Origin of the sequence: Streptomyces sp. NPDC059957, assembly GCF_042730015.1 — a bacterium.
Taxonomy (GTDB): domain Bacteria; phylum Actinomycetota; class Actinomycetes; order Streptomycetales; family Streptomycetaceae; genus Streptomyces.
This window is the reverse complement of the sequence record NZ_JBHWMB010000098.1, coordinates 1-24,537: the sequence shown is the minus strand read 5'-3', so window position 1 is coordinate 24,537 and position 24,537 is coordinate 1. Positions and strand designations below refer to the sequence as shown.

The 24,537-nt window shown below is 70.8% G+C and carries 21 protein-coding genes and 1 pseudogene; 6 read left to right on the top strand and 16 right to left on the bottom strand.

Annotated features, from left to right (window positions below; all coding sequences use genetic code 11):
• Window positions 1–297: 297 nt before the first annotated feature.
• Window positions 298–879 (top strand): YdeI family protein, encoded by a 582-nt coding sequence (locus ACFWBW_RS37610; RefSeq protein WP_385382965.1) that lies wholly within the window; start codon window positions 298–300, stop codon window positions 877–879.
• A gap of 104 nt (window positions 880–983) precedes the next feature.
• Here the strand turns inward: ACFWBW_RS37610 and ACFWBW_RS37605 are convergent, their stop codons facing one another.
• The 4 genes from ACFWBW_RS37605 to ACFWBW_RS37590 all read right to left on the bottom strand — a co-directional run bounded on the left by ACFWBW_RS37605 (window position 984) and on the right by ACFWBW_RS37590 (window position 6,385).
• The gene (locus ACFWBW_RS37605) at window positions 984–2,063 is read right to left on the bottom strand and encodes a hypothetical protein (RefSeq protein WP_385382962.1); all 1,080 of its coding nucleotides are present in this window, start codon (window positions 2,061–2,063) and stop codon (window positions 984–986) included.
• Window positions 2,064–2,352: 289 nt separating this feature from the next.
• Window positions 2,353–2,481: a hypothetical protein gene (locus ACFWBW_RS37600; RefSeq protein WP_385382959.1), complete on the bottom strand. Its 129-nt coding sequence runs from the start codon at window positions 2,479–2,481 to the stop codon at window positions 2,353–2,355.
• A 442-nt stretch (window positions 2,482–2,923) separates the two neighbouring features.
• Window positions 2,924–4,099: an alpha/beta hydrolase family protein gene (locus ACFWBW_RS37595; RefSeq protein ID WP_385382956.1), complete on the bottom strand. Its 1,176-nt coding sequence runs from the start codon at window positions 4,097–4,099 to the stop codon at window positions 2,924–2,926.
• Window positions 4,100–4,579: 480 nt separating this feature from the next.
• On the bottom strand, window positions 4,580–6,385 hold the full coding sequence (locus ACFWBW_RS37590) for a hypothetical protein (protein WP_385382953.1): 1,806 nt from the start codon (window positions 6,383–6,385) through the stop codon (window positions 4,580–4,582).
• Window positions 6,386–6,483: 98 nt separating this feature from the next.
• Between ACFWBW_RS37590 and tpg the strand changes: the two genes are divergently transcribed.
• The gene (tpg, locus tag ACFWBW_RS37585) at window positions 6,484–6,981 is read left to right on the top strand and encodes a telomere-protecting terminal protein Tpg (RefSeq protein ID WP_385382950.1); all 498 of its coding nucleotides are present in this window, start codon (window positions 6,484–6,486) and stop codon (window positions 6,979–6,981) included.
• Here tpg and ACFWBW_RS37580 read toward each other — a convergent pair whose 3' ends face one another.
• Window positions 6,982–7,542, bottom strand: coding sequence for a TetR/AcrR family transcriptional regulator (locus ACFWBW_RS37580; RefSeq protein ID WP_385382947.1), 561 nt, complete (start codon window positions 7,540–7,542; stop codon window positions 6,982–6,984).
• 115 nt (window positions 7,543–7,657) lie between these two features.
• On the opposite strand from ACFWBW_RS37580, the gene ACFWBW_RS37575 reads away from it, so the two are divergent.
• Window positions 7,658–8,350, top strand: coding sequence for an SDR family oxidoreductase (locus tag ACFWBW_RS37575; RefSeq protein ID WP_385382944.1), 693 nt, complete (start codon window positions 7,658–7,660; stop codon window positions 8,348–8,350).
• A gap of 259 nt (window positions 8,351–8,609) precedes the next feature.
• Here the strand turns inward: ACFWBW_RS37575 and ACFWBW_RS37570 are convergent, their stop codons facing one another.
• The 4 genes from ACFWBW_RS37570 to ACFWBW_RS37555 form a co-directional block, all read right to left on the bottom strand.
• Window positions 8,610–8,870: a hypothetical protein gene (locus ACFWBW_RS37570; RefSeq protein ID WP_385382941.1), complete on the bottom strand. Its 261-nt coding sequence runs from the start codon at window positions 8,868–8,870 to the stop codon at window positions 8,610–8,612.
• Window positions 8,871–9,015: 145 nt separating this feature from the next.
• On the bottom strand, window positions 9,016–9,915 hold the full coding sequence (locus tag ACFWBW_RS37565) for a hypothetical protein (RefSeq protein ID WP_385382938.1): 900 nt from the start codon (window positions 9,913–9,915) through the stop codon (window positions 9,016–9,018).
• The gene (locus ACFWBW_RS37560) at window positions 9,912–10,925 is read right to left on the bottom strand and encodes an SPFH domain-containing protein (protein ID WP_385382936.1); all 1,014 of its coding nucleotides are present in this window, start codon (window positions 10,923–10,925) and stop codon (window positions 9,912–9,914) included. The genes ACFWBW_RS37565 and ACFWBW_RS37560 overlap by 4 nt, the downstream gene beginning before the upstream one ends.
• 1,234 nt (window positions 10,926–12,159) lie before the next feature.
• The gene (locus ACFWBW_RS37555; protein WP_385382933.1) at window positions 12,160–12,960 is read right to left on the bottom strand and encodes a maleylpyruvate isomerase family mycothiol-dependent enzyme; all 801 of its coding nucleotides are present in this window, start codon (window positions 12,958–12,960) and stop codon (window positions 12,160–12,162) included.
• Window positions 12,961–13,279: 319 nt separating this feature from the next.
• Here ACFWBW_RS37555 and ACFWBW_RS37550 point away from each other — a divergent pair, with 319 nt between their 5' ends.
• On the top strand, window positions 13,280–13,864 hold the full coding sequence (locus ACFWBW_RS37550; protein WP_385382931.1) for a DinB family protein: 585 nt from the start codon (window positions 13,280–13,282) through the stop codon (window positions 13,862–13,864).
• A 342-nt stretch (window positions 13,865–14,206) separates the two neighbouring features.
• Here the strand turns inward: ACFWBW_RS37550 and ACFWBW_RS37545 are convergent, their stop codons facing one another.
• The gene (locus ACFWBW_RS37545) at window positions 14,207–14,821 is read right to left on the bottom strand and encodes a hypothetical protein (protein ID WP_385382928.1); all 615 of its coding nucleotides are present in this window, start codon (window positions 14,819–14,821) and stop codon (window positions 14,207–14,209) included.
• Window positions 14,822–15,321: 500 nt separating this feature from the next.
• On the opposite strand from ACFWBW_RS37545, the gene ACFWBW_RS37540 reads away from it, so the two are divergent.
• Both ACFWBW_RS37540 and ACFWBW_RS37535 read left to right on the top strand, forming a co-directional pair.
• Complete coding sequence (locus ACFWBW_RS37540) at window positions 15,322–15,774, top strand: hypothetical protein (RefSeq protein WP_385382925.1); 453 nt, start codon at window positions 15,322–15,324, stop codon at window positions 15,772–15,774.
• A 374-nt stretch (window positions 15,775–16,148) separates the two neighbouring features.
• Complete coding sequence (locus ACFWBW_RS37535) at window positions 16,149–16,367, top strand: hypothetical protein (protein WP_385382922.1); 219 nt, start codon at window positions 16,149–16,151, stop codon at window positions 16,365–16,367.
• 366 nt (window positions 16,368–16,733) lie between these two features.
• Here the strand turns inward: ACFWBW_RS37535 and ACFWBW_RS37530 are convergent, their stop codons facing one another.
• The 6 genes and pseudogenes from ACFWBW_RS37530 to ACFWBW_RS37505 all read right to left on the bottom strand — a co-directional run.
• Window positions 16,734–17,615 carry an ABC transporter substrate-binding protein gene (locus tag ACFWBW_RS37530; protein ID WP_385382970.1) on the bottom strand — a complete coding sequence of 294 codons (882 nt, stop codon included), beginning with the start codon at window positions 17,613–17,615 and terminating at the stop codon, window positions 16,734–16,736.
• A gap of 109 nt (window positions 17,616–17,724) precedes the next feature.
• On the bottom strand, window positions 17,725–19,611 hold the full coding sequence (locus ACFWBW_RS37525) for an ABC transporter permease subunit (RefSeq protein ID WP_385382967.1): 1,887 nt from the start codon (window positions 19,609–19,611) through the stop codon (window positions 17,725–17,727).
• A 229-nt stretch (window positions 19,612–19,840) separates the two neighbouring features.
• Window positions 19,841–20,935, bottom strand: coding sequence for a glycine betaine/L-proline ABC transporter ATP-binding protein (locus ACFWBW_RS37520; RefSeq protein ID WP_385382919.1), 1,095 nt, complete (start codon window positions 20,933–20,935; stop codon window positions 19,841–19,843).
• Complete coding sequence (locus ACFWBW_RS37515; RefSeq protein ID WP_385382916.1) at window positions 20,932–22,509, bottom strand: GMC family oxidoreductase; 1,578 nt, start codon at window positions 22,507–22,509, stop codon at window positions 20,932–20,934. The genes ACFWBW_RS37520 and ACFWBW_RS37515 overlap by 4 nt, the downstream gene beginning before the upstream one ends.
• A gap of 14 nt (window positions 22,510–22,523) precedes the next feature.
• Window positions 22,524–24,008: an aldehyde dehydrogenase family protein gene (locus ACFWBW_RS37510; RefSeq protein ID WP_385382913.1), complete on the bottom strand. Its 1,485-nt coding sequence runs from the start codon at window positions 24,006–24,008 to the stop codon at window positions 22,524–22,526.
• Between the two features lie 434 nt (window positions 24,009–24,442).
• Window positions 24,443–24,537: pseudogene (locus ACFWBW_RS37505) on the bottom strand (lytic transglycosylase domain-containing protein); the annotation flags it as partial.

Below are 24,537 nucleotides of genomic sequence, written 5' to 3'. Positions count from 1 at the left end.
GGAAGTACGTCCGGTACGAGCCGTGGCCCTCCGCCTTGCGATGCACCGCACCGGACGCCGCGACCCGGCAAACCTTCCCGGCCACAGCACTAGACACCAGGACCTCAGTGAGGGCCTGCACCTCCGGCGGGATGGGCCATTGCTCACCGGGGGTTCGCCGGAGAACCTCTGTGGACATGAGCCGGTTCCGCCGGGAGGCCAGATCCCCCGGCGGCGGTCGTGAAATTCGGCGGCGTCGAGGGCTGCGGGTCTAAAGTAGGCCAGAATCTGCCCTATATGGCCTCTAGCCTGCGGTTCATGCAGAAATACGAGGACGGCGTCGAGATTCTTGTCCCCGCGAGCCCGGCCGAGCTGGAGGCATGGCTCGACGAGCATCACGGGGAGCGGACCGCGCTCTGGGTGAAGATCGCCAAGAAGCATACCGGCATCCCGTCGCTCACCTGGGAAGAGATGGTCGACACGGTCCTCTGCTTCGGCTGGATCGACGGTCTGCGGCGCGGCTTCGACGACACGTACTTCCTGCAGCGCACGACACCCCGCCGCCCCCGCTCGCCCTGGTCGCAGGTGAACGTAGACAAGGCCGAGGCCCTGATCGCCGAGGGACGGATGCGTCCCCGCGGCCTCGCCGAGGTCGAGGCGGCGCGGGCGGACGGTCGCTGGGCGACGGCGTACGCCTCGCAGAAGAACGCCACCGCCCCGCCGGATCTCGTCGAGGCGCTCGCCGCGAACCCGGCGGCGCGGACGTTCTACGAGACGCTCGGCAAGTCCGACCAGTTCGCCCTGTATCTCAGCCTGGTCACCGCCCGCACCGAGAAGACCCGGCTGGCCCGCCTGGAGCGGATGGTGGCGACGATGGCGAGGTCCGAGCGGCCATCATGATCAACCGCACTGGGGGTCTAGCGGGCCCGACACCCGCCCCGAAAGCCCTCGGCGGACAACTCACCCGCGCGGTGGCGCGGCTGCGGGCCCCGTGGGGGTGCCGCTCAGCGGGCGATGCTCCACTGCTGGCCCTGGGAACCGTCGCAGGTCCACACACCGAGCTTCTTGTAGTCCTCGTGGTAGGTCAGGCAGTCCTGGTCACTGATCCTGATCTGGTAGGTGTCGCCCTTGATGGGGATGACCTCCCACTTCTGGGCGGCGCCGCCCTTCCAGGTGGTGATGGACGCGAAGTAGGTGCTCGTGTTCTCGGTGAGGGCCGGACCGAGGCCGTTGGCGATCTGGTAGCGGCCGCCGCCCGCCTCCTTGAACGTCCACGTGGAGTTGGTGTCACCCAGCTTCCCCGCGACCACCGTCGAGCCGGAGGCGGCGTTCGTCGCGGCAGCCCCGAGGTTGTTGACGGTCTTCAGGCGCACAGGGACCCCGACGGGCGGGCGGCCTGATCCGGAGGGCGTCGTCGCTGCGCTGTCGGCGCGGAATCCGGGACGGGGGCCGGGCTGGGCGGGTACGCCCGGGGTGATGGGGGTGTCGCCGGGACCGGGCGTCTCGCCCTTGGGGACGCCGGGGGTCGTGGCCGGCACCATCGTGGGGCGGAAGTCGACGGTGGAGCCGTTGCGGTCCCACAGGCCGTAGAAGCCCCAGTTGATCCATCCGCCGTCGCCGTGGTTGGTGAAGCTGCCGCCGCCGGAGAAGATCCAGATCCGGTAGGTCTGGTCCTCGCGCGAGGTCGCGTCGTGGTACTCGATGTCGCCCTGGTACGCCACGTCCTTGAGGTTCGCGGTGTAGGGGTGGACGAACCAGGGGTCCCCGAAGGCGTTCTTGCCCTTGACGTCGAAAATCATGATGTTGTAATTGCCGCCGGTGTGGTTCGTCAGCATCTCGAGCAGGCCCTTGACGAACCCCTCGCGGGCCAGCTTCTTGGCCTCGCCGCTCTGCTGGGACGCCAGAATGCACCACGACAGCGCGCCGGTGCCGAAAGACCCCGGCGACACGGCGGCCGCGGCGTTGCAGTTCTCGACGGGCCCGTTGACCGAGCCGTCCGCGAGTGCGGGCTGTGCCGGCCCCCCGACCGCCAGGGCACCCACGCAGACAGCGCCCAGAACCGACAGTTTCCTTCTCGAACGCACGGCTTCTCCTCAAGGGGTGGCGAGCACAACTACGTGCGCCAAGAGCCGGGAAAGGGGCCTCGAGGTACACCCGGTTCCGGACAAACGTCATCCGGCCACAGCGACGGGGGCTGCAACCCGAAGGGAGCGGCGGTGGATCACGAGGGTTTCGATGGTGCGACGACGTGGCTCGCCGCGATGTGAGGTGGACGGCCGACCGCACCATCCATGCGCTGGTTCGTCGACGTGCCGAGAGCACGGCCGCCGAGTAGGGCTCACGCCCCTTCGACGACGCGGCTGAGCCGGAGTATCAGCCGGTCCGATCGGTCGACTCGTACGGGGTCCACCACCGCAGGCGGCGGCGGGAGTACCGGCCGTCGGTGCCCGGCTCGACGACCTGACGTCCCGGCCTCCCGTAGCGGGCATCCGCACTGAGCATGCCCCGGTACCGGGCCGAACTCCCCGGCGTCGAACCGGGCCACCGACGGACACCGGACCGTGTGTGAGTGACGCCAGCCCGGTGGGGGAGAGGTGCGGGAATCCCGCTCCTCCACCGGGCAGGCGGGGCCCGGACGATGAAGGTGGCTCCGACTGTCCGTCCGGAGAGGTCGGGCCCACTGGCCCGGTGCAGCCCCCCAAGGGTCAAGGCTTCGCTGGGCTCCACCACGGTGAACGGCGTGGTTGGCGGTCGCGGTCAGTCCCGTGTGTGTCGCGGGCGTGTCTGCGGGCGTGCACGACCCAGGCCAACGACCTCTCGACTGCCCATCTGCGGGGCCTCGCCCCCGCAGATGGCGGACCAGGTGCTGTCTGCCGGGCCGGGAGTACGTACCCGCCGCCGGGCCGGCGCCCCCGGCCCGGTGACCGTGGTCCGCGCTCTCCGGTCAGGGGGTGTGGAAGCGGACCTCGGGCGTGTCGGCGGACGGGCCGTCGAGGACTGGCCGGGGCAGGCCGCGCAAATGCTGGTCGAGGAACGCGGCCACGTAGCGGCGGGTCAGTTCCGCGGAGCGGGTGCCGGGCAGGGGGGCGTTCGGGTCGGACAGGCCCAGCTGGTCACCGATGACGTGGAAGTCGGTGAAGGTGAAGTGGCCGGAGTCCGCGAAGGTGAGCCAGCGCTTCCAGCCGTCCAGCCTGGGCCATTCCCGGTCCCAGGAGGTCATGTCCCCACCGGGGGCGTTGTTCTGCGCGCCGATCAGCATGAACGGGCGCCCGTTGAGTCCGGCGTCGGGGACGGGGGTGTGGATGCCCCCGTCGAGATTGATCCCGGCGCGGATTCTGCTGTCGACGGCCATGGCGGCCACCGCGGACGCCCCGCCGATCGAGTGGCCGGCCATCGCGATGCGGCGTCGGTCGATCATGTCGGCGTGGCGCCAGGCCGGGCGGGGGCCGGTGAGTCGGTCGAGGAGGAAGGACGAGTCGAGGGCGCGGGTGTCGGTCACCTTGCGGTAGCCCGCCTCCCCGCCGGTCTGCTCGCAGGCCAGACAAGTAAGCACCCGGCCCCCGGGGAAGGCCGTACCGACGCTCTCGTAGGCGTGGTCGACGGCGGCCACGACATAGCCGCGCGAGGCCAGGTCCTCGGCCAGGGAGGTGAGGGTGGCCCGGTGGGCGGTGAAGCCCGGCGAAAGGATCACCAGAGGACGACGGCCGTCGACGGGCCGGGCTCCCGGCCTGGAGTGGGTTCTCGTGCCCGTCAGGGTCTCCACCGAGATCGCCTGGTCCAGTCCGCGGGAGACGAGCAGCCTCCGGGCCTCCTCGTCGGTGAGGTAGCGCCCGGGAGCCGCTCCGGTATCGGGCCGGGCCGGGTAGCTCATGGTCACCATGAGCTCGCGCGGGCCCGATCCGGACCAAGGGTCGGTGCGGCTGCGGTCCACGAGGTGGAGGGTGTCCCGTCCCACTGGGAACCGTCCGGTGGGGCGGGGGAGTTCGGGTGCGGAGGTACGGGGGCTCTGCGCGGCGGGGGCGCTACCGGCCGCGGCCGCGATGCTCGCGGCTGCGAGCGGGAGCGGCAGGAGCAGGGCCAGTAAGGCGGAGGCGGTGACGGCGATTCTGCGTCGGTTCATGGCGACGAGGCTATGCAGGCCGTCCTGGCGGATCGTCACCGTTCAGGAGGACCGTCCCTCCCACCTCAGGAGGGGACTGCCTACGCCCGAAGTCGCACTACTGGAAGCGTCGTTGGCGTCACGCCGGCTTCGCGAACGCGCTGGTCGCCGCAGCGCAAGAGAGCTGCGAGGGCTACCGCGACGACCGCACGGCGATCTTCCTGCTCAGGCTCACCGGGTGAAACGCTGCCGTCCTTGCCGCTCTGCCCTGGGCCACGGGGGCGAGGCGCCCGTCTGCCTGGTCATTGGGCCTGCCGGGGTCGGGAAGACCACCCTCGTGCTCCACTGGGCCCGCAACAACCCTGCCGGACTTACCGACGGAAGCCTCTACGCCGACCTGCGCGGCTTCAGCGACACGGGCGTGGCCGCGGATGGCGTGCGGGTGCGAGGGCGTGAGTACGGGGTGGCACCCGTGCCGCTCCAGGGGGGATGCCCCGTGTGCTACCGCAGGGGCGGTGTGGGAAGCGGGTCACCTTGCCGGGCGCTCAACGCCATGACTGCCAGGGCACCGGTCCAGCCGAGCGGCGCGACAGACGAGGGGTTTCCCGCGCCGTTGACGGTCTCGGGGAGTTCGCCGAGCCCGTTGCGCTTGGCCAGAACCCAGTTCAGTACCGCATCGGCTCTGGTGGTGTCGCCCAGGTGTGCCCAGGCCAGTGCGAAGAAGCTGGTGCTGGGGGTCCAGGCGTAAGAACCCCAGGGTGCGCCGGGGTCGTTGCCCGGGCTCAGGCCGCCGTTCGGCTGGAGAAGCGCCTGGTAGGTGGAGCTCAGGGCTGCCGGCAGATCGGCCGGGGCCCGGTTGAAGGGGGGTGCCATGAAGGCCGCGGCGCTGTCCCGGCCGTGCTTGCCGTCGATGGTGCGCTGGTAGCCCAGCGGCGCGAAGTAGCGGGCGATGCCGGCCGAGAGCCGTCCGGCCGCCGCGGTCCACTTCACCCGGTCAGTGTCCTGTCCGAGGTGGGCGGCTAGGTCGGCGGCGGCGTTGAGACCGGCGAGGAGCGGTGCCGCGGTACCGATATTGGTGGTGGCGGTGGACAGTTCCCAGTAGTCGGGGGAGGCCGGCGGGAGCCCGTTGGAGCCGAGGGAGGCCGCGGCCCGGTTCGCTGCCTTGCGTACCATCGGGTAAAGGGTGTTGAGCCGTGCGTTCCGGTCACCGGCGGGCGCTGCCTGGTACCACTGCCAGGTGGCCCAGGGCACCCAGCCGTCGGCGTCCAGCTGCCAGGGGCGCGCATCGGGGGGACCGCTGCCGTCGAGTCTGGTCCGGGCATCCCACGTACCGTCGGCCCGCTGGGTGCGGGCGTCGTACTGCAGGATGCGGTACGCCTCCTCATCGTGCGCAGTGGCGGCGAAGGCCGCCGCCACGAAAGCACCGTCGCGGGGCCAGGAGTACTCCCACGCCGGGGACCAGGCCGCCGCCGAGGCCCCGTTGGGCTGCAGCAGGGCGCGCATCGACAGCAGCGCACGCCGTGCCGTGGCCCTCTGAGCGTCCGAGCGGCCGGGAACGGTGCCCGAGGTGAGCCAGCGGCGGCTCTCGGCGATCTGGGACAGTGCGCCCGGGTCGTTCGCGGGAACGACGACGGACGCCTTCGCGCCGGTCGGCAGGTACCTCCAGCGGCCGGACGGCAGACGTAGCACGTTGCTGTCCTGCACGTAGGACGCCCCGACGGCGAATGCGGGGGTTACGGCCTCGTTGGCGCGCAGGCTGCTCAGCAGACCCGAGGTGCGCGCTGCGAGCGCCGTCGTGGGGACGTAGCATCGGTCCGCCTCGCCACACCGCTCGCTGCCGGTGGGCTCGACGTGGAACGCGAGCCGGGAGTCGTAGGCGTGCCAGCCGCCCCAGTAGGCTTTGTCGTAGTTCCAGCTGGTCAGGGAACCCGGACCTGAGGAAACGGTTCCGTACCAGGCAATGGGCTTGTTCTCGGTCGTCGTCGCCTGCAGGTGAAGGTAGTACGTGGTTCCCGGGGCGACGGCGGCGTTCACCGGGAACTCCAGCCACCCCGCCCCGGCCCCTCCCAGGGAAGCCAGGCTGATGCTCTTGCTCGCGATGACCGACGAGGCATCGGCCCTGCTCTTTCGGATCTGTGCCGTGATCTGACCGGTCACAGCACCGCTGGCCACATACGCGCTCACGCGGGTGATGCGGCTGCTCGCGGTGGTGAAAGCCTGCGCTGCCGCGTTGTTGGTCGCCTTGATGCTGAACAGAGCGGTGCCGTGCAGAGACTGTCCGTCGTAGGAAACTGCCGACCCGGTCATGAGCGACGTGGCCGAAGATCCCCCCAAGAGCGATAAAGCCACCACAGGCGCCAGAACGTGACCCGCCGGAACAATCATCTACAACTCTTCCTGAGGCTATGGAACGGCGAAGGCGCCGCTTCCGCCGAGCATGCCATTGCGCGAGCAGTACGAGAGCGAGAACCTGTCGCCACTCACCCGGACGACCTAGCAGTCCAAGATCGCGTCTCCTGAGGACTCCAACGTCAGGCCGCGGTCTGCTGCGGCCAGGGTGCGGGCGCGCACACCACTGTGGAACTCGGACCCTGCCTGCTTCCGGCGTTGGAGGGCCTCGTGGAGGTCCCCGCCGGCAGGCCGCCCAGCGCACCGGACTCGTCATCGAGACCCGCGCCCGCTTCGGATTCACCGCCGCGCCCGGTACGACCGACGACGGTCGGATGCGGCGCATCACGCAGCACGTCCCGCCCGAGTACGAGGGCCGGCTGTGCACCGCACAGGAAGCGGGCGCGGTGGAGGCCGGACTCCAGCAGATCGCCGCCGAAGCGCTACATGAGGCCTACGGCGGACGTCCGGCTGCGTACGTCGACGGTCCGCGCGCACCCCGGCCCCGCCCCTGATCAGCCGCTTCGCGTCAAGGCGGCGTGCGCCGAGGTGAGGATCTCCTCGGAGAACGGGGAGCCCTTGGTGGCCCGGGACAGGAGCAGCGCGCCCAGCAAGGTACAGAGCCGGGCGGTCCCGTCCTGGTCCTCGGTGGCGAGGGATTCGGCGAAGCGGGCCGCTCCCTCTGTGTAGACGCGCCGGGCCTCGGGCCCCCCGTCCTCCCGCGCCATGTCGGTGGCGAGCGCGGCGACCGGGCAGCCGTCCGCCGGGGCGTCGCGGTGCTCGACGGAGAGGTAGGCGTCGATCAGAGCCCGCTGGGCTGTGTCCCGCTGCCCGTCGTACTCCTCCAGCCCGGCGGTGTGCCGCAGGGCGAGCTCGGCGAAGGCCTGGGCGGTGGCCTCGGCCACGAGCGCCTCCTTCGAGGCGAACTGCTTGTAGAAGGCGCCGTGGGTCAGACCGGCCGCCTTCATCAGGTCGGCGACGCTGACCTGCGTACCCCGCTCCCTGAGGAGCCGGGAGGCGGTGTCCACCACCCGCCGACGATTTTCCTCCGCCTGTGCTTGCGACACGCGGCCCATGGCCACCTCCCGTTTGGATGTCGACTGGCATCTATCGTAGAGCAGTGTTTAGATTGCAGACATAATCTAAGTTGTGTGGGTGGCCGAACGGCACCCGCCAGGCCGAGGAGCAGGCATGGAACTGAAGAACGCGGTCGCGGTCGTAACCGGCGCCAACCGGGGCCTCGGGCGGCACCTGGCCGCCCAGCTCGTGGAGCGCGGCACGAAGGTCTACGCGGCGGCCCGCCGCCCGGAGTCCGTCGACCTCCCCGGCGTCATCCCGCTGCGCCTGGACGTCACGGACCCGGAGTCGGTGCGGGACGCCGCCCGTATCGCGTCCGACGCGACCCTGCTGATCAACAACGCGGGCATCTCCACCGGCGCGACGCTGCTCGGAGACGAACCGGACGAGGTGCGCCGGGAGATGGAGACCAACTTCTTCGGCCCGCTGGCCCTCACCCGGGCCTTCGCCCCCGTCATCGAGGGCAACGGCGGCGGAACCGTGCTCAACGTCCTGTCCGTGCTCTCCTGGCTGCACCCGGCCCACCTCGGCTCCTACGCCGCATCCAAGGCCGCCGCCTGGGCACTGACCGGCGCGACCCGCGACGAACTGGCACCCCGGGGCATCGCCGTATCGGCCTTGCACGTGGGCTACATGGACACCGACATGGCCGCCGCCGTCCCCGCCGACCGGAAGGTCTCCGCCGCCGACGTCGCCGCCCAGACCCTGGACGGCATCGAGGCCGGCCTGGCGGAGATCGTCGCCGACGAGCTCACCCGGCAGGTCAAGCAGGGCCTCGCCGCCGCACCGCAGCCGATTGCCGCCTGAGGCCCACCGGATCAGGTTGATCGACATGATCAACCTGATCCGGGCGTTGCCGGTGACCTGGCGCTCCCGCCAACGGCGGCAAACCGCATGAGGTCGCGGAGCTGGGCTCGGACCGGGCCTTCCTGTCCAGCCGGCAGCGGGGGCATCCCAGCGCCCTCCGATCCCGCACGGTCGCCGTGGCCTGCCAGGCTCCGTCTGCTGGACCGCTGGATACTCGACCGGCTGGCCCTGGCCGTGATGGACACCCTCGCCGCGGCCTTCACGGCAGGCCGTGTACGACGGTGACCACGAGGTGTCGATTGGTGCCGTCCGCGACCTCCGCCATCAGGGTGCCGACCACCTTCTGGTGCGTCTCGCCGCCCTCAGTACGAGCAGTGCCTCCTGCACCAACTTCCTGAAGGGCGATGGCCACCTGGCCGGCCGGCAGCGGCGTGAGTCGTTGGGAGCGGGCGATGCGTCCGTCGGGAAGTGCGACGACAAGGTGATGGGGCAGGGACGCGGTGCCGGTGTACCCGAGCACGTCGTCGTCGACGGTCTGCGTATGTCGGACCTCCAGATGCGCCGGCCGCCCCGGTACGGGGACACCGCCCTCTTGGCCTCGATGCCTTGCTCTTGGAGAGCCTCGCACCAGACCAGGGCGGTGTCCCGGTCGTAGGGCAGGGCGCTCACGTCACCAGGCGCAGCGATGTTCCAGCGATGCCCAGCCGTACGCTCTGGCCCCAGGTCAGCTCCAGCGCATCGCTCTCCATCCCGTCGCCGAATACCACGATCCGGTCCGACTCCACGGTCAGCTGCAACCCCTGACCCCGCCCCAGCTCCCCGGAGACCCTCGTCGTACCGGTCGCGGGAGAGGGCCAGGCCTCCCGCACGAACCACAGGAGCCGCCGCTCGCAGGGTGCGGGCAGCCCTGCGGAGCTGCCGCGCTCCAGCCACAGGGAACGCAGCCAGCCGGTGGCGCCCGTGCCTGTGCCCACCAGCACCCCGGAGGACGCCTGGGCCTCACCCGGGCCGTTGTCGCCGTCGGAACCCAGGCGGTAGCGGGCCGTCTGGTGACCGTATGAGCCCAGGTAGATCTCGTTCAGCGCGAGAAGGCGCTGGGTGTCGTCGGCAACGGCCTCGACCATGGTCAGCTCCTCTGCCTGGCTTCCGGCAGCGATTGCCGCACGCAACAGCGCTGCCGCGTCGGCGCAGCGGTGACGGACCAGGACTCCCGGGTTTCGCCCCGGGTCGGTGTCGATGCCCACTACCGGCTGTCCGCGCAGATACTTCGCGGTATTGGCGACCAGGCCGTCCTGGCCGACCACGACCACCACGTCCTCCGGGGCGAACAGGAAGCGGTCCAGGTCCGCCCGCTCCACCCGCGAGCTGCGCCAGGTGAGCGGCACCGCCGCCGCCACTTCCCGCAGCGCCTGCCGCGTGCGTTCGTGGCGGCGGACCACCTCGTCGATCGACCGGCCCCGGCTGGAAAGGAAGAACGCGGCCTGCCCGTGCGTCCCGTGCCGGGCGAGCAGTTCCTCGTACTCGGTTCTGCGGTGTACGAGCACCGCCCTTGGGGCCAGGCTCACGCGCCCGCGCCGCCTTCCGGGCGTCCGAGCCTGGCGAGGAGCCCGGTGAGGACGTCAGGAGAGAGAGTGATGCTCTCGATCCGCGGCAGGTTCTCCGCCAGCCGGGTCACCGCCAGGGCGTGCAGCGTGCCCGGGCCGGCTTCGTCGTGCACGCGCAGCCAGGCTGCCTGAACCTCGGCGCGCGCCGCGCCCGTCTCGCGCGCCGCCTCGGCGTCCGCGCGGGCCAGGCAGACCTTGCGGGACGCCTCGGTCTCGGTCCGGATGCCGTCAGCCGCCGCCTTCTCCTCGGCCTCGCGGCGGGCGTTGGTGCCGCGCTGGTCGATCAGCTGCTCCTCGCGCCTGGCCAGTTCGATCTGACTGGCCAGCTCGTTCTCGGCGATGGCCCGCTCGCGCTCGACGGCGACAGCCCGCCGTTCATAGGTGGCCCGGTCCGCCTCCTGCTGGATCTGCTCGCGGGCCGGGGTGCGCAGGGCGCGCTCCACCTCGGCCTCGGGGCGGATCGCCACGACCCGTACGGCCACCACATCGATGCCGGTGGCCGGGAGTCTGGGCTCGGCGGCGAGACCGGCGGTGACGCTCCCCCGCACGGAGGCGACGCCGTCCACCAGAGCGACGGCCAGCGGAGTTCGGGCCAGTACGTCCAGCGTGTGCTGCTGCGCGGTTTCGGTGAGGAGAGTGGCGATCTGCTCCAAGGGGGCTCCGCGCCAGCTCCCGGTGTCCGGGTCGACGGAGAAGTCGAGTCGGGCCGCGGCTTCGGCCGGGTCGCTGATCCGGTAGGTGACGGTGGCCTGCACGGCGACATCCTGAAAGTCGGACGTACGGGCGTGGAACGCCATGGCCAGCTCCCGGTCGTCGACCGGGACTTCGGACAGCGCCGCTGAGAGTGACCGGTACCAGAAACTGAGCCCGAGCCCGTCGTGGACGAGTCGGCCGCGCTTGTGGTGGCGGATGTGTGTGGTGGGCGCGGAGCGCAAGTGACGCCATCCGAAGCGCCGGGTGATGTCGGCCATGGCGAACCCCCTTCATTTCGTCAATGCGACGATAACGAGATGTGCCCATATCGTCAAGAGGACGAAAAGCGGCCGCTGAGGCGCTACCCAGGCAGCAACGGAAGCCGCACGAACGGACCCTCTACCTGCCGGACGGGCTACCCCCGAGCGGCCCATTGGCCCGTGCGTCCCCGAGCCGGCCCTGCTCACAGAGGGAGCCCGCCGCCGTCCGCTGCTCGGCGGCCTACGGCCACCGGGACGCAGAAGCCCCCTCGCCCTGGCATCGGGGCCGATTGCGTACCTGCTCATGTCCTAGGGCAGGGCCGAGGAAGTGTCTGAGTACGCCGCCTCGCCGGCCCGCGAGCACGGGCTCGTCTGCTTCGATCCGCAGGGCGAGTGCCTCCGGCCTTGACTTGCTTGTCCACTTCGAAGGTGGACCGGATGCGGAGGAGCTGACCGCCGGCCGGGACTGGTGACCGAGGACGGGAAGGTCACCTCCGGTCACTGCCATTCGTCAAGGACTGCGACCAGGATGTTCGCCTCGTAGCGCGGGCCAGGGCGGCGCACGGAGGCCAGACCCGCGCCAACTGGGGCGTTGCTTTCGGCAGGGCGTGTCATGGGCGCCCGCCGCTTCGCGGGTTCCGATGGCCAGCGATTCGCAGACAACGCCGCACAGAAGCGCTGTGGCCTGCCGATCCCACCGATGAACTCGCAAGCTGACCTGTCCGGTCACAGCAGGTGTGACCAGGTGTGACTGAGTACTGCATCTGTCCAATGAGCACTGGATTTACCGCCGCCGCACCCGCTGCCGCCGTTCCCGCCAGCGGGGCCCGCTGGCCCGGCCGCGGTACCTGGGCGCAGGCTGGGTGAGGTGGCCGCGCTGGTCTCGGCCCTGGCGGCCGTTCTGGGTGTGGTGCTCGGGTTTCTCGCCTGCCCGTGGTGTTCAACTCCCCGACCGCCAGGATGGCGGCTCCGGTGGTGACCCCGACAGTGACGGCGACGGTCACGGTCACCGCGCCGGCGCCCGATGCTCCGGTCGGCTCGGGCGCCCCGTCGGGTTCCCCGAAGTTCCCCGGCCCTAGCGCTCCGGTCTTCACACCGCCGGCCGGGCCCACGGTCTCCCTGGTGGGGCTGGCTCCGATCGAGTCGCGTGGGGGCCCCTTCTCGGCCGGGCCGAGGAAGGTGAACCTGGAGGAGTCTGGCGACGAGTCGTGTCTTACCGGCTGGAGGCGGGGCCAACCGCCCGCGCTACGTCCTACTTCTCCTCCGGCTCCCAGGCGCGGAGCAGGTCGAGCAGCCCTGCGTCTCCGTCAACGTGCAAGGAGTCGGCCTGGATCCGGTCGTACAGGTAGAGGACCAGCTCACTGGCCGTGCCGTGGACGGAGGCGCCGGCTGCGTCCGAGTCTTCGTCGGTCGCGGCGGTGGGCGCGGGGATACGGGTGGTGCGTGCGCCGTCGCCGTCGACGGTGAGGCGCCAGGAGCGGCCCTCGGCGGCGTGGAAGTCGAAGGCCGCGGGCTTGTGCGGCCAGGCACTCGGCGTTGCGCAGACGGTGAACAGGAACTCCTCCACACCGTCGAGTGCCAGCTCGACCGGCAGTGGTTGTGGGGAGCCCCCGGCGAGCTGGGCGTCGTAGGTGTGCACCGCGGTCTCCTGGACCCGGTGCCGGGCGGTGCCGCCGGCGGTCTGCGGTGACTGCGACGCGGGCCACCACGTCCAGCAACCGCTCTCCGGTCCCGCCGCTCGCAGGGCGCCCAGCAGAAGCTGCGTCGACGCGTCCAGCCAGGCCAGCAGGGCCTCACGCTCCTGCGGCACTTCCAGCGCGGCGCGCGCGGCGACGGCCTCGGCCGGGGGAGCGTCGGCAGACCCCGCGCCGACGATGGCGGCCCAGAAACGGTCTCCCCCACCCAGGTGCTTCACCAGATCGAACAGCGTCCACCCGGGGCAGGTCGGCACCTGCGCGTCGAGACCGGGCAGGGTGGCGACCACGGCGCGGAAGGCGGTCGACCGTTCATCGATCAGTCGCAGCAGGTCAGGGAACTCAAGATTCTTTTCCACGCCGGATGTCTATCACCGTGCTCCGGTGAGCGGACAGCGTTTTTCACCGTCGCCGCCGGTCGGCCATTGCGGACGTCCTCGCCTCCCACCGCTCGGGTGACAAGCTGCGCACTGCTGCGAGGACGCTGGTGCGTTCGACCAGCACTCCTCAAGTTCGCAACAACGACAGACACTTAGAGGTTTTCTCACGTGGACAGGTTCCCTGACCTCCTTGCAGTAGGTCGGGGCGGTGACCGTAGCTGACCACGGTTCCGCCAGTCGTTGCGGACCGCGTACGGGATCTTGAGACCATGATCAGCCCATGGCAGGCTCGTGCCGCATGATCGATGATTTTGCGAAGGACAACCTGCACAAGAGACTGCGGCGGGACCGTGAGGCGCTGCTCTGGAAGCTCGACGGCTTGTCCGAATACGACGCGCGCCGGCCTCTGACGGCGACCGGGACCAACCTCCTCGGCCTGGTCAAACACGTGGCCACGGTCGAGGCCAGGTACTTCGGTGAGGTCTTCGACCGCCCTTCTCCGGAGCCGCTGTGCCGGTGGCAGGACTCCGACGGCAGCGATCAATGGGCGGCCGAGAACGAGACGCGTGATCAGATCGTCGGGTTCTACCGGCGCACGTGGGAACACTCGGACGCGACGATCAACGAGCTTGCCCTCGACGCCCCCGGCCACGTGCCCTGGTGGTCGGAGCCTTCTCCCAACACGAACCTGTTCGCCATCATGGTCCATGTCCTCGGCGAGACCATCCGGCATGCCGGGCACGCCGACATCCTGCGCGAGGGCGTCGACGGCCGGACCGGGATGCGCGCCGAACACGAGCGGCCGATCGACGAGGAAGCCCGTGCAGCCTACTTCGCGAAGATCGAGCAGACCGCCAGGACGGCCGCACCAACCAACGCGTAGGTGGCTGTCCCACGACGTGACGTGATGTTCGAGCGGCACGATGCCGGTCGTGAGTGATGATCTGTCGAAGCGTCTGGTTCCTGATGCACTCTGGGAGTTGGTTGCCCCGCTCTTGCCGTCGTTCGCCGTTCGCCGTACGACCGCAAGGTGGTGGGGACCGCTCCGTGTGACGAACGGGCCCTGTTCACGGCAGTGGTGTACGCGCCCTGACCGCCGGCTGTGCCTGGCGGCATCTGCCGCCGACGTTCGGTACGGAGGCAATCTTCAAGGCGTCGCAAGGCGTCGCATTGACTCAGGTCAGCGGCACCCGTGAACAGCCCGGTGTCCGGCCGGCCTGCTTGCTCAGGCAGTCCCTTCACCTCTGATGTTGACGATACGGTCGGGCCGGCCGAGCCCGCTGGTCTGGATCCAACCCCGACCGTGTACGTGGCCGGCATTGATCAGGTCCTCTGCTTGCCCCGACGGAGCCAGCGTCTGGTGATAGCTCTGGACCAGCCCCTCCCCGGTGTCCGCGAACAAGTAGCGGCTCGCGTAGACCTGGCCGCTGTGCTCCCACTCGTGGCGGACAATCGGCTTCCGCAAGAGGGTCTCGAACCATGTGGCGGTGCGCTCAGCGAGTTCCTGCGGTGACCCGACTGCCTCCATCGCCAGGCTGGTCGGCTGGTCCGGGAGGAAGTAGAGCTGACTGTGGAGGCGGTCGCCGCGGACGCTGGAACCAACCACGTGCACACCAATATCGATCAGAGACACCCTGCGGTGCTTGTCGCTCAGCCCCACGAAGGCCAGGAGTGATGAATCGTCCTCGGGGCGACCGACCCAGCTGTGGGCATAAGGAACATCCCACGCATTGGCCTGCTCGCGGAGAGCTGTCGCGAAGGCGAGTTCGGCCTCATCGAAGCCGAACTCATCGTCAGGGTCGTCTATCTCGAACCACGGATTCCCAAGCACGGTGATCACAGTAGGACAGGCGGTCGACAGGCCGCCTCTGTCAGCACTGCTCAGATCCGCTCGTGAACAACCCCAGCCGGTCCGTGACCAGGCACAAACCCTGGCCACGGACTTCGCCATCCCCCCATCGCGGGACTGACGGGACCGAAAGGGACAGGCTTCCGGACTCCTCCTGCCTGCTATCGCCGCAGGGCCAAAAGAAGGAACGTCCAGCAGACACTGAACCCATAAACCTGCCCAACCCTCCCCTGAGACAAGCCGGGCGCTATCGAGGTGTCGTGATCAGAACTCAAGAAGCCGACACGCCTACCGCTCACCTCGACGAAAAGGACGACGCTGGAGGTGCCGGATCCCGCATGGATATGCTCGGCCGACAGTCCACTGCTGGTCCACTGCAGCGGTGGGCTCGGCGCTGACAGACGCCCGCGCAATTGGGGGCGTTCGATGGCTTCCGTCGGCGGGCACGGCGACTCTGCCGGCCCCCGCGGACCGAGGAGGGGAAAGACGCAATGGCATGGAAACGCCTGCGGGCGGCAGTGGTGACCGCCGGACTCACACTGGGCACGGTGGGGGTCGCGGCCTCCCCAGCCCCGGCGGCAGTGACCAACTGCGGCGGCGACGGGAGCGTGGTGTCGGCGAACCACATCCGCGTCCGAGCGTCCGCACGGGAGATCGGCACGGTGCAACTGTGCCGGACGGCCGGCTCCTTCTACTTCGCCTGGGTGCGCCTCCACGAGGACCTGGGTACGGGCCAGCACGTGAAGGGATTCCTCCGTGTCTACAGCCCCGCCGGTAAGGAGACGCCCGGGGACGTCACCTGCACGGCCTCCGGCCGCGGCCGGGAGTGCCGCACCGTCGAAACGGCGTACATCACCGGCGGGGGTTTCTACCGCGCGGACGCCTACGTGTACAACTCGACCGGCGCGATCATCGCGGCCGGAGCGACTGCCAAGACCCGTTGATGCACCGAGCCCGGCGACACGACTGCGCCGCCGCCGGGCGCCTTCGGTGGCTCGGCATACGACCCAGGCCTTCGCTGGGCGGACCGCGACGAGGCGTCTTCCTCACCGTTCGCGTCCGTCGACTCCACCCCGCGGACACGCATCCCTCCTCCTGCCACTACAACGCTGGGGTACGTGGACGCCCCGCATCGGCCCCGGTTCGTCCGTAGCGGACTCCCAGACCCCACAGCGGCGATATCGTGGAGGCACACGCCAAATGAGAGCCCGGGAGCCCCGGATGAGCCCGCAGCCGGAGAACGCGCCTGTGCCCACCCACCTCGCCAACGAGCAGCCCCATGTCGCCTGAGCATTCCGCGCGCCGTTCGCGCGTTGTCATGGTGGAGCCTGCACTCACCCAGCTCGCCAAGCTCACCGCCAACGAGACGCACCGCCTGGACCGCGCGATCGTCGCCGTCAGCGTCAATCCCGAGCTCGGCACCGAGGTCCCCGACACCCTCCTGCGCGACTACACGGACGAGATCGACGAGGTCCGGGTCATCTACTTCGTCACCGCCTTGCGGACCATCACGATCGTGGCGTACATCGAAGTCTGAAGCAGCGCCCCGGAACCGATCGGGGTCGGAGCACTGCTGCGACACCTGGTTGATTGCTGGTGTGGGAAGTCCAGGGTCCCGGAGCCGGACGCGGAGCCGGGGCTGTGGTCCCTGCCGCCGCCTGGGGCCGACAAGGCCAGTGACGTGCGGTCGCTCAGCTGCGACGCATGCTTACCGGCCGCACCACGGTCCGCCGCCTTGTCCGCGAGCCGAGTGCGTCCAGGACCGGTTCCCGTCCTGGAGAGACGCACAGGCCGGCGCACCGTGAAAGACGAGGCGAACGACACAGCGATCAACGGCGAGCCCGAGTACATCTCACGCGACAAGGCCCACCGGCGAGGCCTCCCTCCGGCCGGCGCGGGTCGGTCACTCCACCCAGGGCTTCCACACGTTCTCGTTGCGCTCCACCCACTTCTTCGCCGCCTGCTGTGGCGACAGCTTCTCCTCGGCGATCATCAGGGACACCTCGTTCTGCTGCTCCTTGGTCCAGTGGAACCTCTTCAGAAGGTCGGCAGCCTTTCCGCCCGACTCCGCGAAGCGCGTGTTCAGGTACTTCTGCAGCGGTGTGTCCGGGTAGGCGCAGGCCACCGTCTGCGGATCGTCCGCGCAGCCCTCGGTGTACTCGGGGAGCTTCACCTCGGTCATGGGGACACGCTCGAAGAGCCACTGCGGCTCGTACCAGTACGTCAGGAAGGGCTTGTGCTCCTTGGCGAACTGCTTGATCTGGGTGATCTGGGCCGCCTCGGAGCCAGCGAAGACCACTTCGAAGTCCAGGCCCAGGTTCTTCACCAGTGCCTTGTCGTTCGTGATGTAGGACGGGGAGCCGTCCATCAGCTGGCCCTTCCCGCGGCTCTCGGGGGTGCGCAGCTGGTCGGCGTACTTGTCGAGGTTCTTCCAGTCGGTGACGTCGGGATGGGCCTCGGCGAAATACGTGGGGACGAACCAGCCGATGTGGCCCGTCACTCCCAGATCCCCGCCGGGGGTGATGGTCCGCTTGTCTTTTACGTACCGCTTCTCCTGCTCGGGGTGGCCCCAGTCCTCCAGGATCGCGTCGACGCGACCCTGGCTGAGGGCGTCCCAGGCGGGGACCTCGTCGACCTGGACGGTGTCCACCCGGTAGCCCAGCTCGTGTTCGAGGAGGTAGGAGGCGACGGCGGTGTTCGCCTGGGCGCCGACCCACGACTGGACGGAGAGGGTGACGGTCTTCGTTCCCTGTGCGGCGGCGTACGGGGAGGACTGGCGGGTCATGTCGGCGGCCCCGCAGCCGGTGAGGACGGCGAGTCCGGTCGCGGCGGCGAGTACGGCCGCGGCGCGCCGGCGGTCGAGGCCGAGGCCCCGGTGGTGTGCGTCGAGCATGTCAGGCCTCCTTGGCGGGCTGGGTGAGGCGGTCGAGGAGCAGGCCGAGGCAGACGATCGCGGCGCCGGCCACCAGGCCGGTGGCCAGGTCGCCCTGCGCGAGGCCGAGGACGACGTCGTAGCCGAGCGCGCCGCCGCCGACCAGGCCGCCGATGATGACGACGGCGAGGACCAGTACCACGGCCTGATTGACAGCCAGCAGCAACGCGGGCCGGGCCAATGGCAGTTGGACCTGCCGCAGTAGCTGTGAGCGGGTGGCTCCGAGCGACCGGGCGGATTCCACGACGGTCGCGTCCACCTCGCGCAGGCCCTGGACGGTGATCCGAACGACGGCCGGGAGCGCGTACACCACGGCGGCCGCGGCGGCCGGTGCGCGACCGACGCCGAACAGCGCGACCACGGGGATGAGGTAGACGAACTGCGGCAGGGTCTGGCACACGTCGAGGACGGGCCGCAGCAGACGTTCGGCGCGGGCGCTGCGGGCGGCTCCCACGGCGATCGCGAAGCCCAGTACGAGCGTGACCGCCACGGCGGCCAGGACCTGGGAGAGCGTGTCCAGGGAGGCCTCCCACACGCCGAGCACGCCGACGGCGCCCAGGGCGAGTACCGCGGTGAGCGCGGTGCGCCAGGTGCCCGCGAGCAGGGCGAGCGCGCAGGCCGCCAGCAGGAGCAGCCACCAGGGAGCGGCCTGGAGCCCGCTGCGCAGCGGGTCGAGGATCCAGCCTGTGAAGCGGGCGGCCCAGTCAGCGGTGCCGCCGACCACGGGTACGCCGGAGTAGAGGTGGTCGGTCATCCAGGCGACGGCCGAGTTCACCGGATCGGCCAGGGACACGGTCCAGGACTCGGGCCACAGGGAGCTGCCGGCGATGCGGCCGGCGACGGCGGCGGCAACCGCCGCGAGGAGGGTGAGCAGGCGGCCGTACCAGCCGGAGAACACCCGGCGGAGCAGGTGCTGTTCGTGGGCGCGCACGGGAGCGGCGCCGATCCGGCGGCCCGCGGCGTCGGCGGTGCGGTCCAGCACCACGGCGAGCAGCACGATCGGGATGCCGGCGGCCAGGGCGGCGCCGACGTCCACGGAGGCGAGGGCCTGGTAGACGCGGTCGCCGAGGCCGCCCGCGCCGATCACGGAGGCGATGACGGCCATGGACAGGCCCGTCATGATGGCCTGGTTGACGCCGAGCAGGAGCTGCAGGCGCGCGAGCGGGAGCCGGGCGGTAAGGAGGCGTTGGCGTCCGGTGGCGCCGAGCGAGGCCGCGGCTTCCATGACGCCCGGGTCCGCGTCGCGCAGGCCGAGGGCGGTGAGCCGGGCCATGGGCGGGGCGGCGTAGACCACGGTGGCGAGGACGGCGGCGGGCACGCCGATGCCGAAGACCAGCACCATCGGCAGCAGGTACGCGAAGGCCGGCAGGATCTGCATGGTGTCGAGTACGGGACGCAGGGCGCGGTCGGCGCGCGGGGAGAGCCCCGCGGCGAGGCCGAGCAGGGCGCCGAGTACGACGGAGGCGGCGACGGCGACGACCATCAGCGCGAGGGTCTGCATGGTCGGCACCCACATGCCGAGCAGTCCGCAGGCGGCGAAAGCGGCGGCGCAGGTCAGGGCGAGCCGGATGCCGGCGAGGCGCCAGGCGACCAGGGCGGCCAGGGCGGTGACCCCGGTCCAGCCGGCGGCGAGGAGGAGTACGTACACGGCGCGGACGGACTCCACGACGGCGTTGCTGATGTGGCCGAAGAAGTAGAGGAACAGCGGGTGGTTGTCGCGGTGGTCGATGATCCAGTCGCCGGCGCGGCCGAGCGGGCCGGTCAGGTCGACGGCCAGGGCCGCGGGCCAGCTGCCGGCGCCCGGGAAGGCCACGGCGAGCGGGATCAGCAGGGCGACGGCGAGGCCCATCGGGAGGACGACCCCGCGGCGCGCGGCGAGGGCGGCCAGGGGTCCTCGGGGGCGGTCCTGCGGAGCGGACTCGGTGCCGGAGGGACGCGGGCCGGCGGGCCGTTCGGAGGACTGCGGGGCTTCCGAAGGGGCGGCGGTGCGGGTGTCGGGCGGGGTGTGGGTCGGGGTCGCGGTCATGCGCACCACCTCCGGGCATCGGGGACGGGGGCCGTGGGACGGGCCGGGCAGGTCATGCCGCCACCCCCCGTCCGGTGGTGGCCGGGAGCCCGGCCACGACGGCGAGCAGCCCCGCGTCGTCCACGACGCCCAGGCAGCGGCCGCGGTCGACGACGCGGGCCGAGCCACCGCTGCGGGCTACGGCCTGGATGGCCTCGACCACGGTGGTGGCGGGGTGGAGCGCGGGTCCCTGTTCGGCCTCGTCGGCAGTGGCGGGGCGCATCGCGGTGCGGACGGTGAGCACCTGTTCTCGGGGGACGTCGCGGACGAAGTCCCGTACGTACTCGTCGGCGGGCGAGCCGACGATCTCTTCGGGCGTGCCGAGCTGCACGATGCGGCCGTCGCGCATCAGCGCGATCCGGTCGCCCAGGCGCAGGGCCTCGGCGAGGTCGTGAGTGATGAAGACCATGGTGCGGCCCTCTTCGTGGTGGAGCCGGGCGACCTCCTCCTGCATCTCGCGGCGGATGAGGGGGTCGAGTGCGCTGAACGGCTCGTCGAACAGCAGCACTTCGGGGTCGGCGGCGAGGGCGCGGGCGAGACCGACGCGCTGCTGCTGGCCGCCCGAGAGCTGGCCGGGGCGCCGGTCCTCCAGTCCCTCGAGGCCGACCTTGGCGACGAGTTCGCCGGCCTTGTGCCGGCGGTCACCGCGTCCGACGCCCTGGATCTCCAGTCCGTACGCCACGTTGTCGAGGACCGTGCGGTGCGGGAGCAGGCCGAAGTGCTGGAAGACCATGGCCGTGCGGTGGCGGCGCAGGGCACGCAGCTGGGTGGCGTCCATGGCGAGGACGTCCTCGCCGTCGATGGACAGGCTTCCGGCGGTGGGCTCGATGAGCCGGGTGAGGCAGCGTACGAGGGTGGACTTGCCGGAACCGGACAGGCCCATCACGACGAAGACCTCGCCCTTGCGGACGTCGAAGGTGACGTCGCGGACGGCCGCGGTGCAGCCGGTGCGCTCGCGCAGTTCGGTGGCGGACAGGTCGGCGTCGGCGGAGCCGGGGACCTTCGCGGCGGCCTTGTCGGGCCCGAAGACCTTCCAGAGGCCGTCCACGGAGAAGACGGGGGACTCGGCGGGGCCGGCGACGGGCGCGGCGGGGGTGGTGGTGTTCATCGGGTACCGCCTTCCCGGGACAGCAGTTCGGCTGCCTTTTCGCCGACCATGAGCACTCCGATCATCGGGTTGACCGCGGGCATCGTCGGGAAGACGGAGGCGTCCGCGATGCGGATGCCTTCGAGCCCGCGGATCTTCAGGTCCGGGCCCACGACGGCCCCGGGGTCGTCGTCGGCGCCCATCCGGCAGGTGCCGGCCGGGTGGTAGACGGTGTGCGCGACGGAGCGGGCGTAGGCGCTCAGCTCCTCGTCGCCGGTGATGTCCGGGCCGGGGCACACCTCTCGCTTGAGCCAGCCGGCCAGGGGCTGGGTCGCGGCGATCTGCCGCGCGAGCTTGATGCCGTCCACCAGGGTCCGGCCGTCGTAGTCGTCCTCGTCCGTGAAGTAGCGGAAGTCCAGGGCCGGTTTCACCTCGGGGTCCGCGCTGGTCAGGTAGAGGCGGCCGCGGCTGCGCGGCTTGGGGATGTTGGGGGTCATCGACACGCCGTGGGCGGGGCGTTCGTAGCCGATGTGCTCAGGGTTGTCGGTGAAGGGGACCTGGTAGAAGTGGAACATCAGGTCGGGCCCCACGGAGTCGGGATCGCGCCGGACGAACAGCCCCGCGTCGCTGTCCATCGCGGAGTTCTCCGGTATCGGGCCCTCGGTCTCCCAGACGATCACCGACTCGGGGTGGTCGAGCAGGTTCTCCCCGACCCCGGGCAGGTCGTGCACCGGCGGGATGCCGAGGGCTTCCAGGTCCGCGCGCGGACCGATGCCCGAGTGCAGCAGCAGCCGCGGGGTGTCCACGGCGCCGGCGCACACCAGCACCTCGCGGCGGGCGGTGACCAGGGATTCCGTCCCGTCCGAGGCGCGTACGTGGACTCCGCGCGCACGGGTGCCGTCGAGTTCCAGGCGGTGGGCCCAGGTCTCCAGGAGGATCCGGAGGTTGGGGCGTTCGTCCATGACGGGGTGGAGGTAGGCCACCGACGCGGAGGAGCGCTTGTTGTCTTCGGGGTGGTAGGCGAGGTCGAAGAAACCGGCGCCCTCGTGGAAGGGCTTTCGGTTGAAGCCCTCGACGCGCGGGACGCCCAGGGCGGTCTGCGCGGAGTCGACGAAGTCGCGCGCGATGGCGTTGCGGTCCTTCTCGGCCACCGGGACGATGTTGTTGAGGAGCCTGTCGAAGTACGGCTCCATGGCGGCCGCGTGCCAGCCCTCGGCTCCCGACTGCGCCCACTCGTCCCAGTCGGACGGGAGCGGCTTGAAGGCGATCAGGGTGTTGTGCGAGGAGCAGCCGCCGAGGACGCGGGCGCGGCTGTGGCGGATGTGCGAGTTGCCGCGGGGCTGCTCGGTGGTGGGGTAGTCGTAGTCGAGCTCGCCGCCGAGCAGGCCCATCCAGCGGCGCAGGGTGAGCACCTCGGGGCGGTCGACGTCACTGGGGCCGCCCTCGATGACGGCGACGGTGACATCCGGGTCCTCGGTCAGGCGGGAGGCGATCACCGAGCCGGCGGTGCCGCCGCCGACGATGACGTAGTCGTACTCCTGCTCCGTGGGGGTGTGGGTGGGCGTGTGGGTGGGGCCGTGCGTGGGGGTGGTCATGCTCTGCTCCTCCTTCAGCCCGCGAACCAGCGCACGGGGCGCGGGGCGAGGTTCTGGTACACGTGCTTGGTCTCGCGGTACTCGGCGAGGCCCGACGGGCCCAGTTCGCGCCCGATGCCGGACTTGCCGAAGCCGCCCCACTCCGCCTGCGGGAGGTAGGGGTGGAAGTCGTTGATCCAGACGGTGCCGTGGCGCAGCCGGCCGGCCACGCGGCGGCCGCGGCCCGGGTCGGAGGTCCACACCGCGCTGGCGAGGCCGTATTCGGTGTCGTTGGCGAGCGCGACGGCTTCGGCCTCGGTACGGAAGGTCTCGACGGTCAGGACCGGCCCGAAGACCTCCTCCCGTACGACGCGCATCCCGCGGTGACAGCCGTCCAGTACGGTCGGCCGGTAGAAATAGCCGGGCCCGTCGGGGCGTTCGCCGCCGGAGCGGAGAACGGCTCCCTCGGCGAGGGCGGAGGCCACGTACTCCTCGGTGCGTTCGCGCTGGGCGGCGGACACCAGCGGTCCGCACTCCACGGCCGGGTCGGTGCCGCGGCCGAGGCGGATCCGGTCGGCCCGGCGAGCGAGTTCGGCGACGAAGCGCTCGGCGACGCTCTCCTCGACGATGAGCCGGGAGCCGGCGGAGCAGACCTGGCCGCTGTGTATGAAGGCGGCGTTGAGGGCCTGGTCGACGGCGGTGTCGAAGCCCTCCTCGGTGGCGCAGGCGTCGGCGAAGACGACGTTGGGGTTCTTGCCGCCGAGTTCGAGTGCGACCTTCTTGACGGAGTCCGCGGCCGCGCGCATCACCTTCGTACCGCTGGTGAGACCGCCGGTGAAGGAGACGAGGTCGACGTCGGGGTGGGCGGCGAGGCGCGCGCCGACGGGGTCGCCGGGTCCGGTGACCAGGTTCGCGACGCCGGCCGGCAGTCCGGCCTCCGCCAGCAGGCCGATGAGGGCCACCGTGGACAGCGGGGTGATCTCGCTGGGCTTGAGCACGAAGGTGTTGCCCGCGGCGAGGGCAGGGGCGATCTTCCAGGAGGCCTGGAGGAGGGGGTAGTTCCACGGGGTGATCAGGGCGCAGACCCCGACGGGCTCGTGGACGACGACGCTGTGGACGTCAGGGGTGCCGGCGTCGATCACGCGGCCCGCGCTCTCTCCGGCGACGAGGTCGGCGAAGTAGCGGAAGGCGTCGGCGACGCAGTCCACGTCCACGCGGCCCTCTTCCAGGGTCTTGCCCGCGTCGCGGCTCTCCAGCAGCCCGAGGCTTTCGCGGTCGCGGCGGAGCAGGTCGGCGGTGCGGCGCAGCAGTGCGGCGCGCTCCAGGACGGGGGTCTGGGACCACTCCCCGCCGTCGAAGGCCGCGCGGGCGGCGCTGACGGCCGCGTCGGTGTCCGCGGTGCCGCCCTCGGCGACGACGGCGAGGACCGTGGCGTCCGCCGGGTCGAGGACCTCTCGGGTGGCTCCTGATACCGCGGAACGCCAGGTCCCTGCGATGTGGATGGTCGTCTGCTCGGACACGACTCGGTGTACCTCCGATTTCGGCACCGCGGCTTACCCGCAGTGGTGTTGCTTGTTCCCGCTTGCCCCGGTCCATGGAAGCCATGTCCCATCCGTCACTGGAAGTGACGGGAGTCACTCCCCGTCACTCCGAGGAAGTGCGGGATGAATCGGGGCATATCGAATGCCCTCGGAGGGCGGGCGGCGCGTACGGGCCGCGACCGGGGAACGCGGGTGGCGCCGACGGCGCCGTGGTCAATACGCGGTGGGCCGCGTCAACGAGGCGGCCCGCCAGGGCAGAGGCCGGGACCGTTTTCCAGGAGGCGTCGGTGCCGAGAAGGCTCGGTGCGCGACCGGATTCGGTGCCGGAGGGGCCGTTTTGGGTGGACCGGCGGAAGGTGCTCGGCTGGGAAGCCCCGGCCGAGCGTTTTCGTGTGCGTGCTGCCGCTGATGGCTTAGTACCAGTGGTGGTTCTGCCAGAACGTCCAGGCGCCGGCGGGGCTGCCGTAGCGGGAGTTCATGTAGTCCAGGCCCCACTTGATCTGGGTGG

Excerpts from the sequence above, each read along its gene's own strand:
- ACFWBW_RS37575 (WP_385382944.1), top strand. The coding sequence starts at position 7,658 with ATGGAACTGAAGAACGCGGTCGCGGTCGTAACCGGCGCCAACCGGGGC.
- ACFWBW_RS37540 (WP_385382925.1), top strand. The coding sequence starts at position 15,322 with ATGGCATGGAAACGCCTGCGGGCGGCAGTGGTGACCGCCGGACTCACA.
- ACFWBW_RS37580 (WP_385382947.1), bottom strand. The coding sequence starts at position 7,542 with ATGGGCCGCGTGTCGCAAGCACAGGCGGAGGAAAATCGTCGGCGGGTG.
- ACFWBW_RS37550 (WP_385382931.1), top strand. The coding sequence starts at position 13,280 with ATGATCGATGATTTTGCGAAGGACAACCTGCACAAGAGACTGCGGCGG.
- ACFWBW_RS37595 (WP_385382956.1), bottom strand. The coding sequence starts at position 4,099 with ATGAACCGACGCAGAATCGCCGTCACCGCCTCCGCCTTACTGGCCCTG.
- tpg (WP_385382950.1), top strand. The coding sequence starts at position 6,484 with ATGGAACGGCGAAGGCGCCGCTTCCGCCGAGCATGCCATTGCGCGAGC.
- ACFWBW_RS37520 (WP_385382919.1), bottom strand. The coding sequence starts at position 20,935 with ATGAACACCACCACCCCCGCCGCGCCCGTCGCCGGCCCCGCCGAGTCC.
- ACFWBW_RS37560 (WP_385382936.1), bottom strand. The coding sequence starts at position 10,925 with ATGGCCGACATCACCCGGCGCTTCGGATGGCGTCACTTGCGCTCCGCG.
- ACFWBW_RS37530 (WP_385382970.1), bottom strand. The coding sequence starts at position 17,615 with ATGACCCGCCAGTCCTCCCCGTACGCCGCCGCACAGGGAACGAAGACC.
- ACFWBW_RS37610 (WP_385382965.1), top strand. The coding sequence starts at position 298 with ATGCAGAAATACGAGGACGGCGTCGAGATTCTTGTCCCCGCGAGCCCG.
- ACFWBW_RS37600 (WP_385382959.1), bottom strand. The coding sequence starts at position 2,481 with ATGCTCAGTGCGGATGCCCGCTACGGGAGGCCGGGACGTCAGGTCGTC.
- ACFWBW_RS37515 (WP_385382916.1), bottom strand. The coding sequence starts at position 22,509 with ATGACCACCCCCACGCACGGCCCCACCCACACGCCCACCCACACCCCC.
- ACFWBW_RS37525 (WP_385382967.1), bottom strand. The coding sequence starts at position 19,611 with ATGGGCCTCGCCGTCGCCCTGCTGATCCCGCTCGCCGTGGCCTTCCCG.
- ACFWBW_RS37590 (WP_385382953.1), bottom strand. The coding sequence starts at position 6,385 with ATGACCGGGTCGGCAGTTTCCTACGACGGACAGTCTCTGCACGGCACC.
- ACFWBW_RS37535 (WP_385382922.1), top strand. The coding sequence starts at position 16,149 with ATGGTGGAGCCTGCACTCACCCAGCTCGCCAAGCTCACCGCCAACGAG.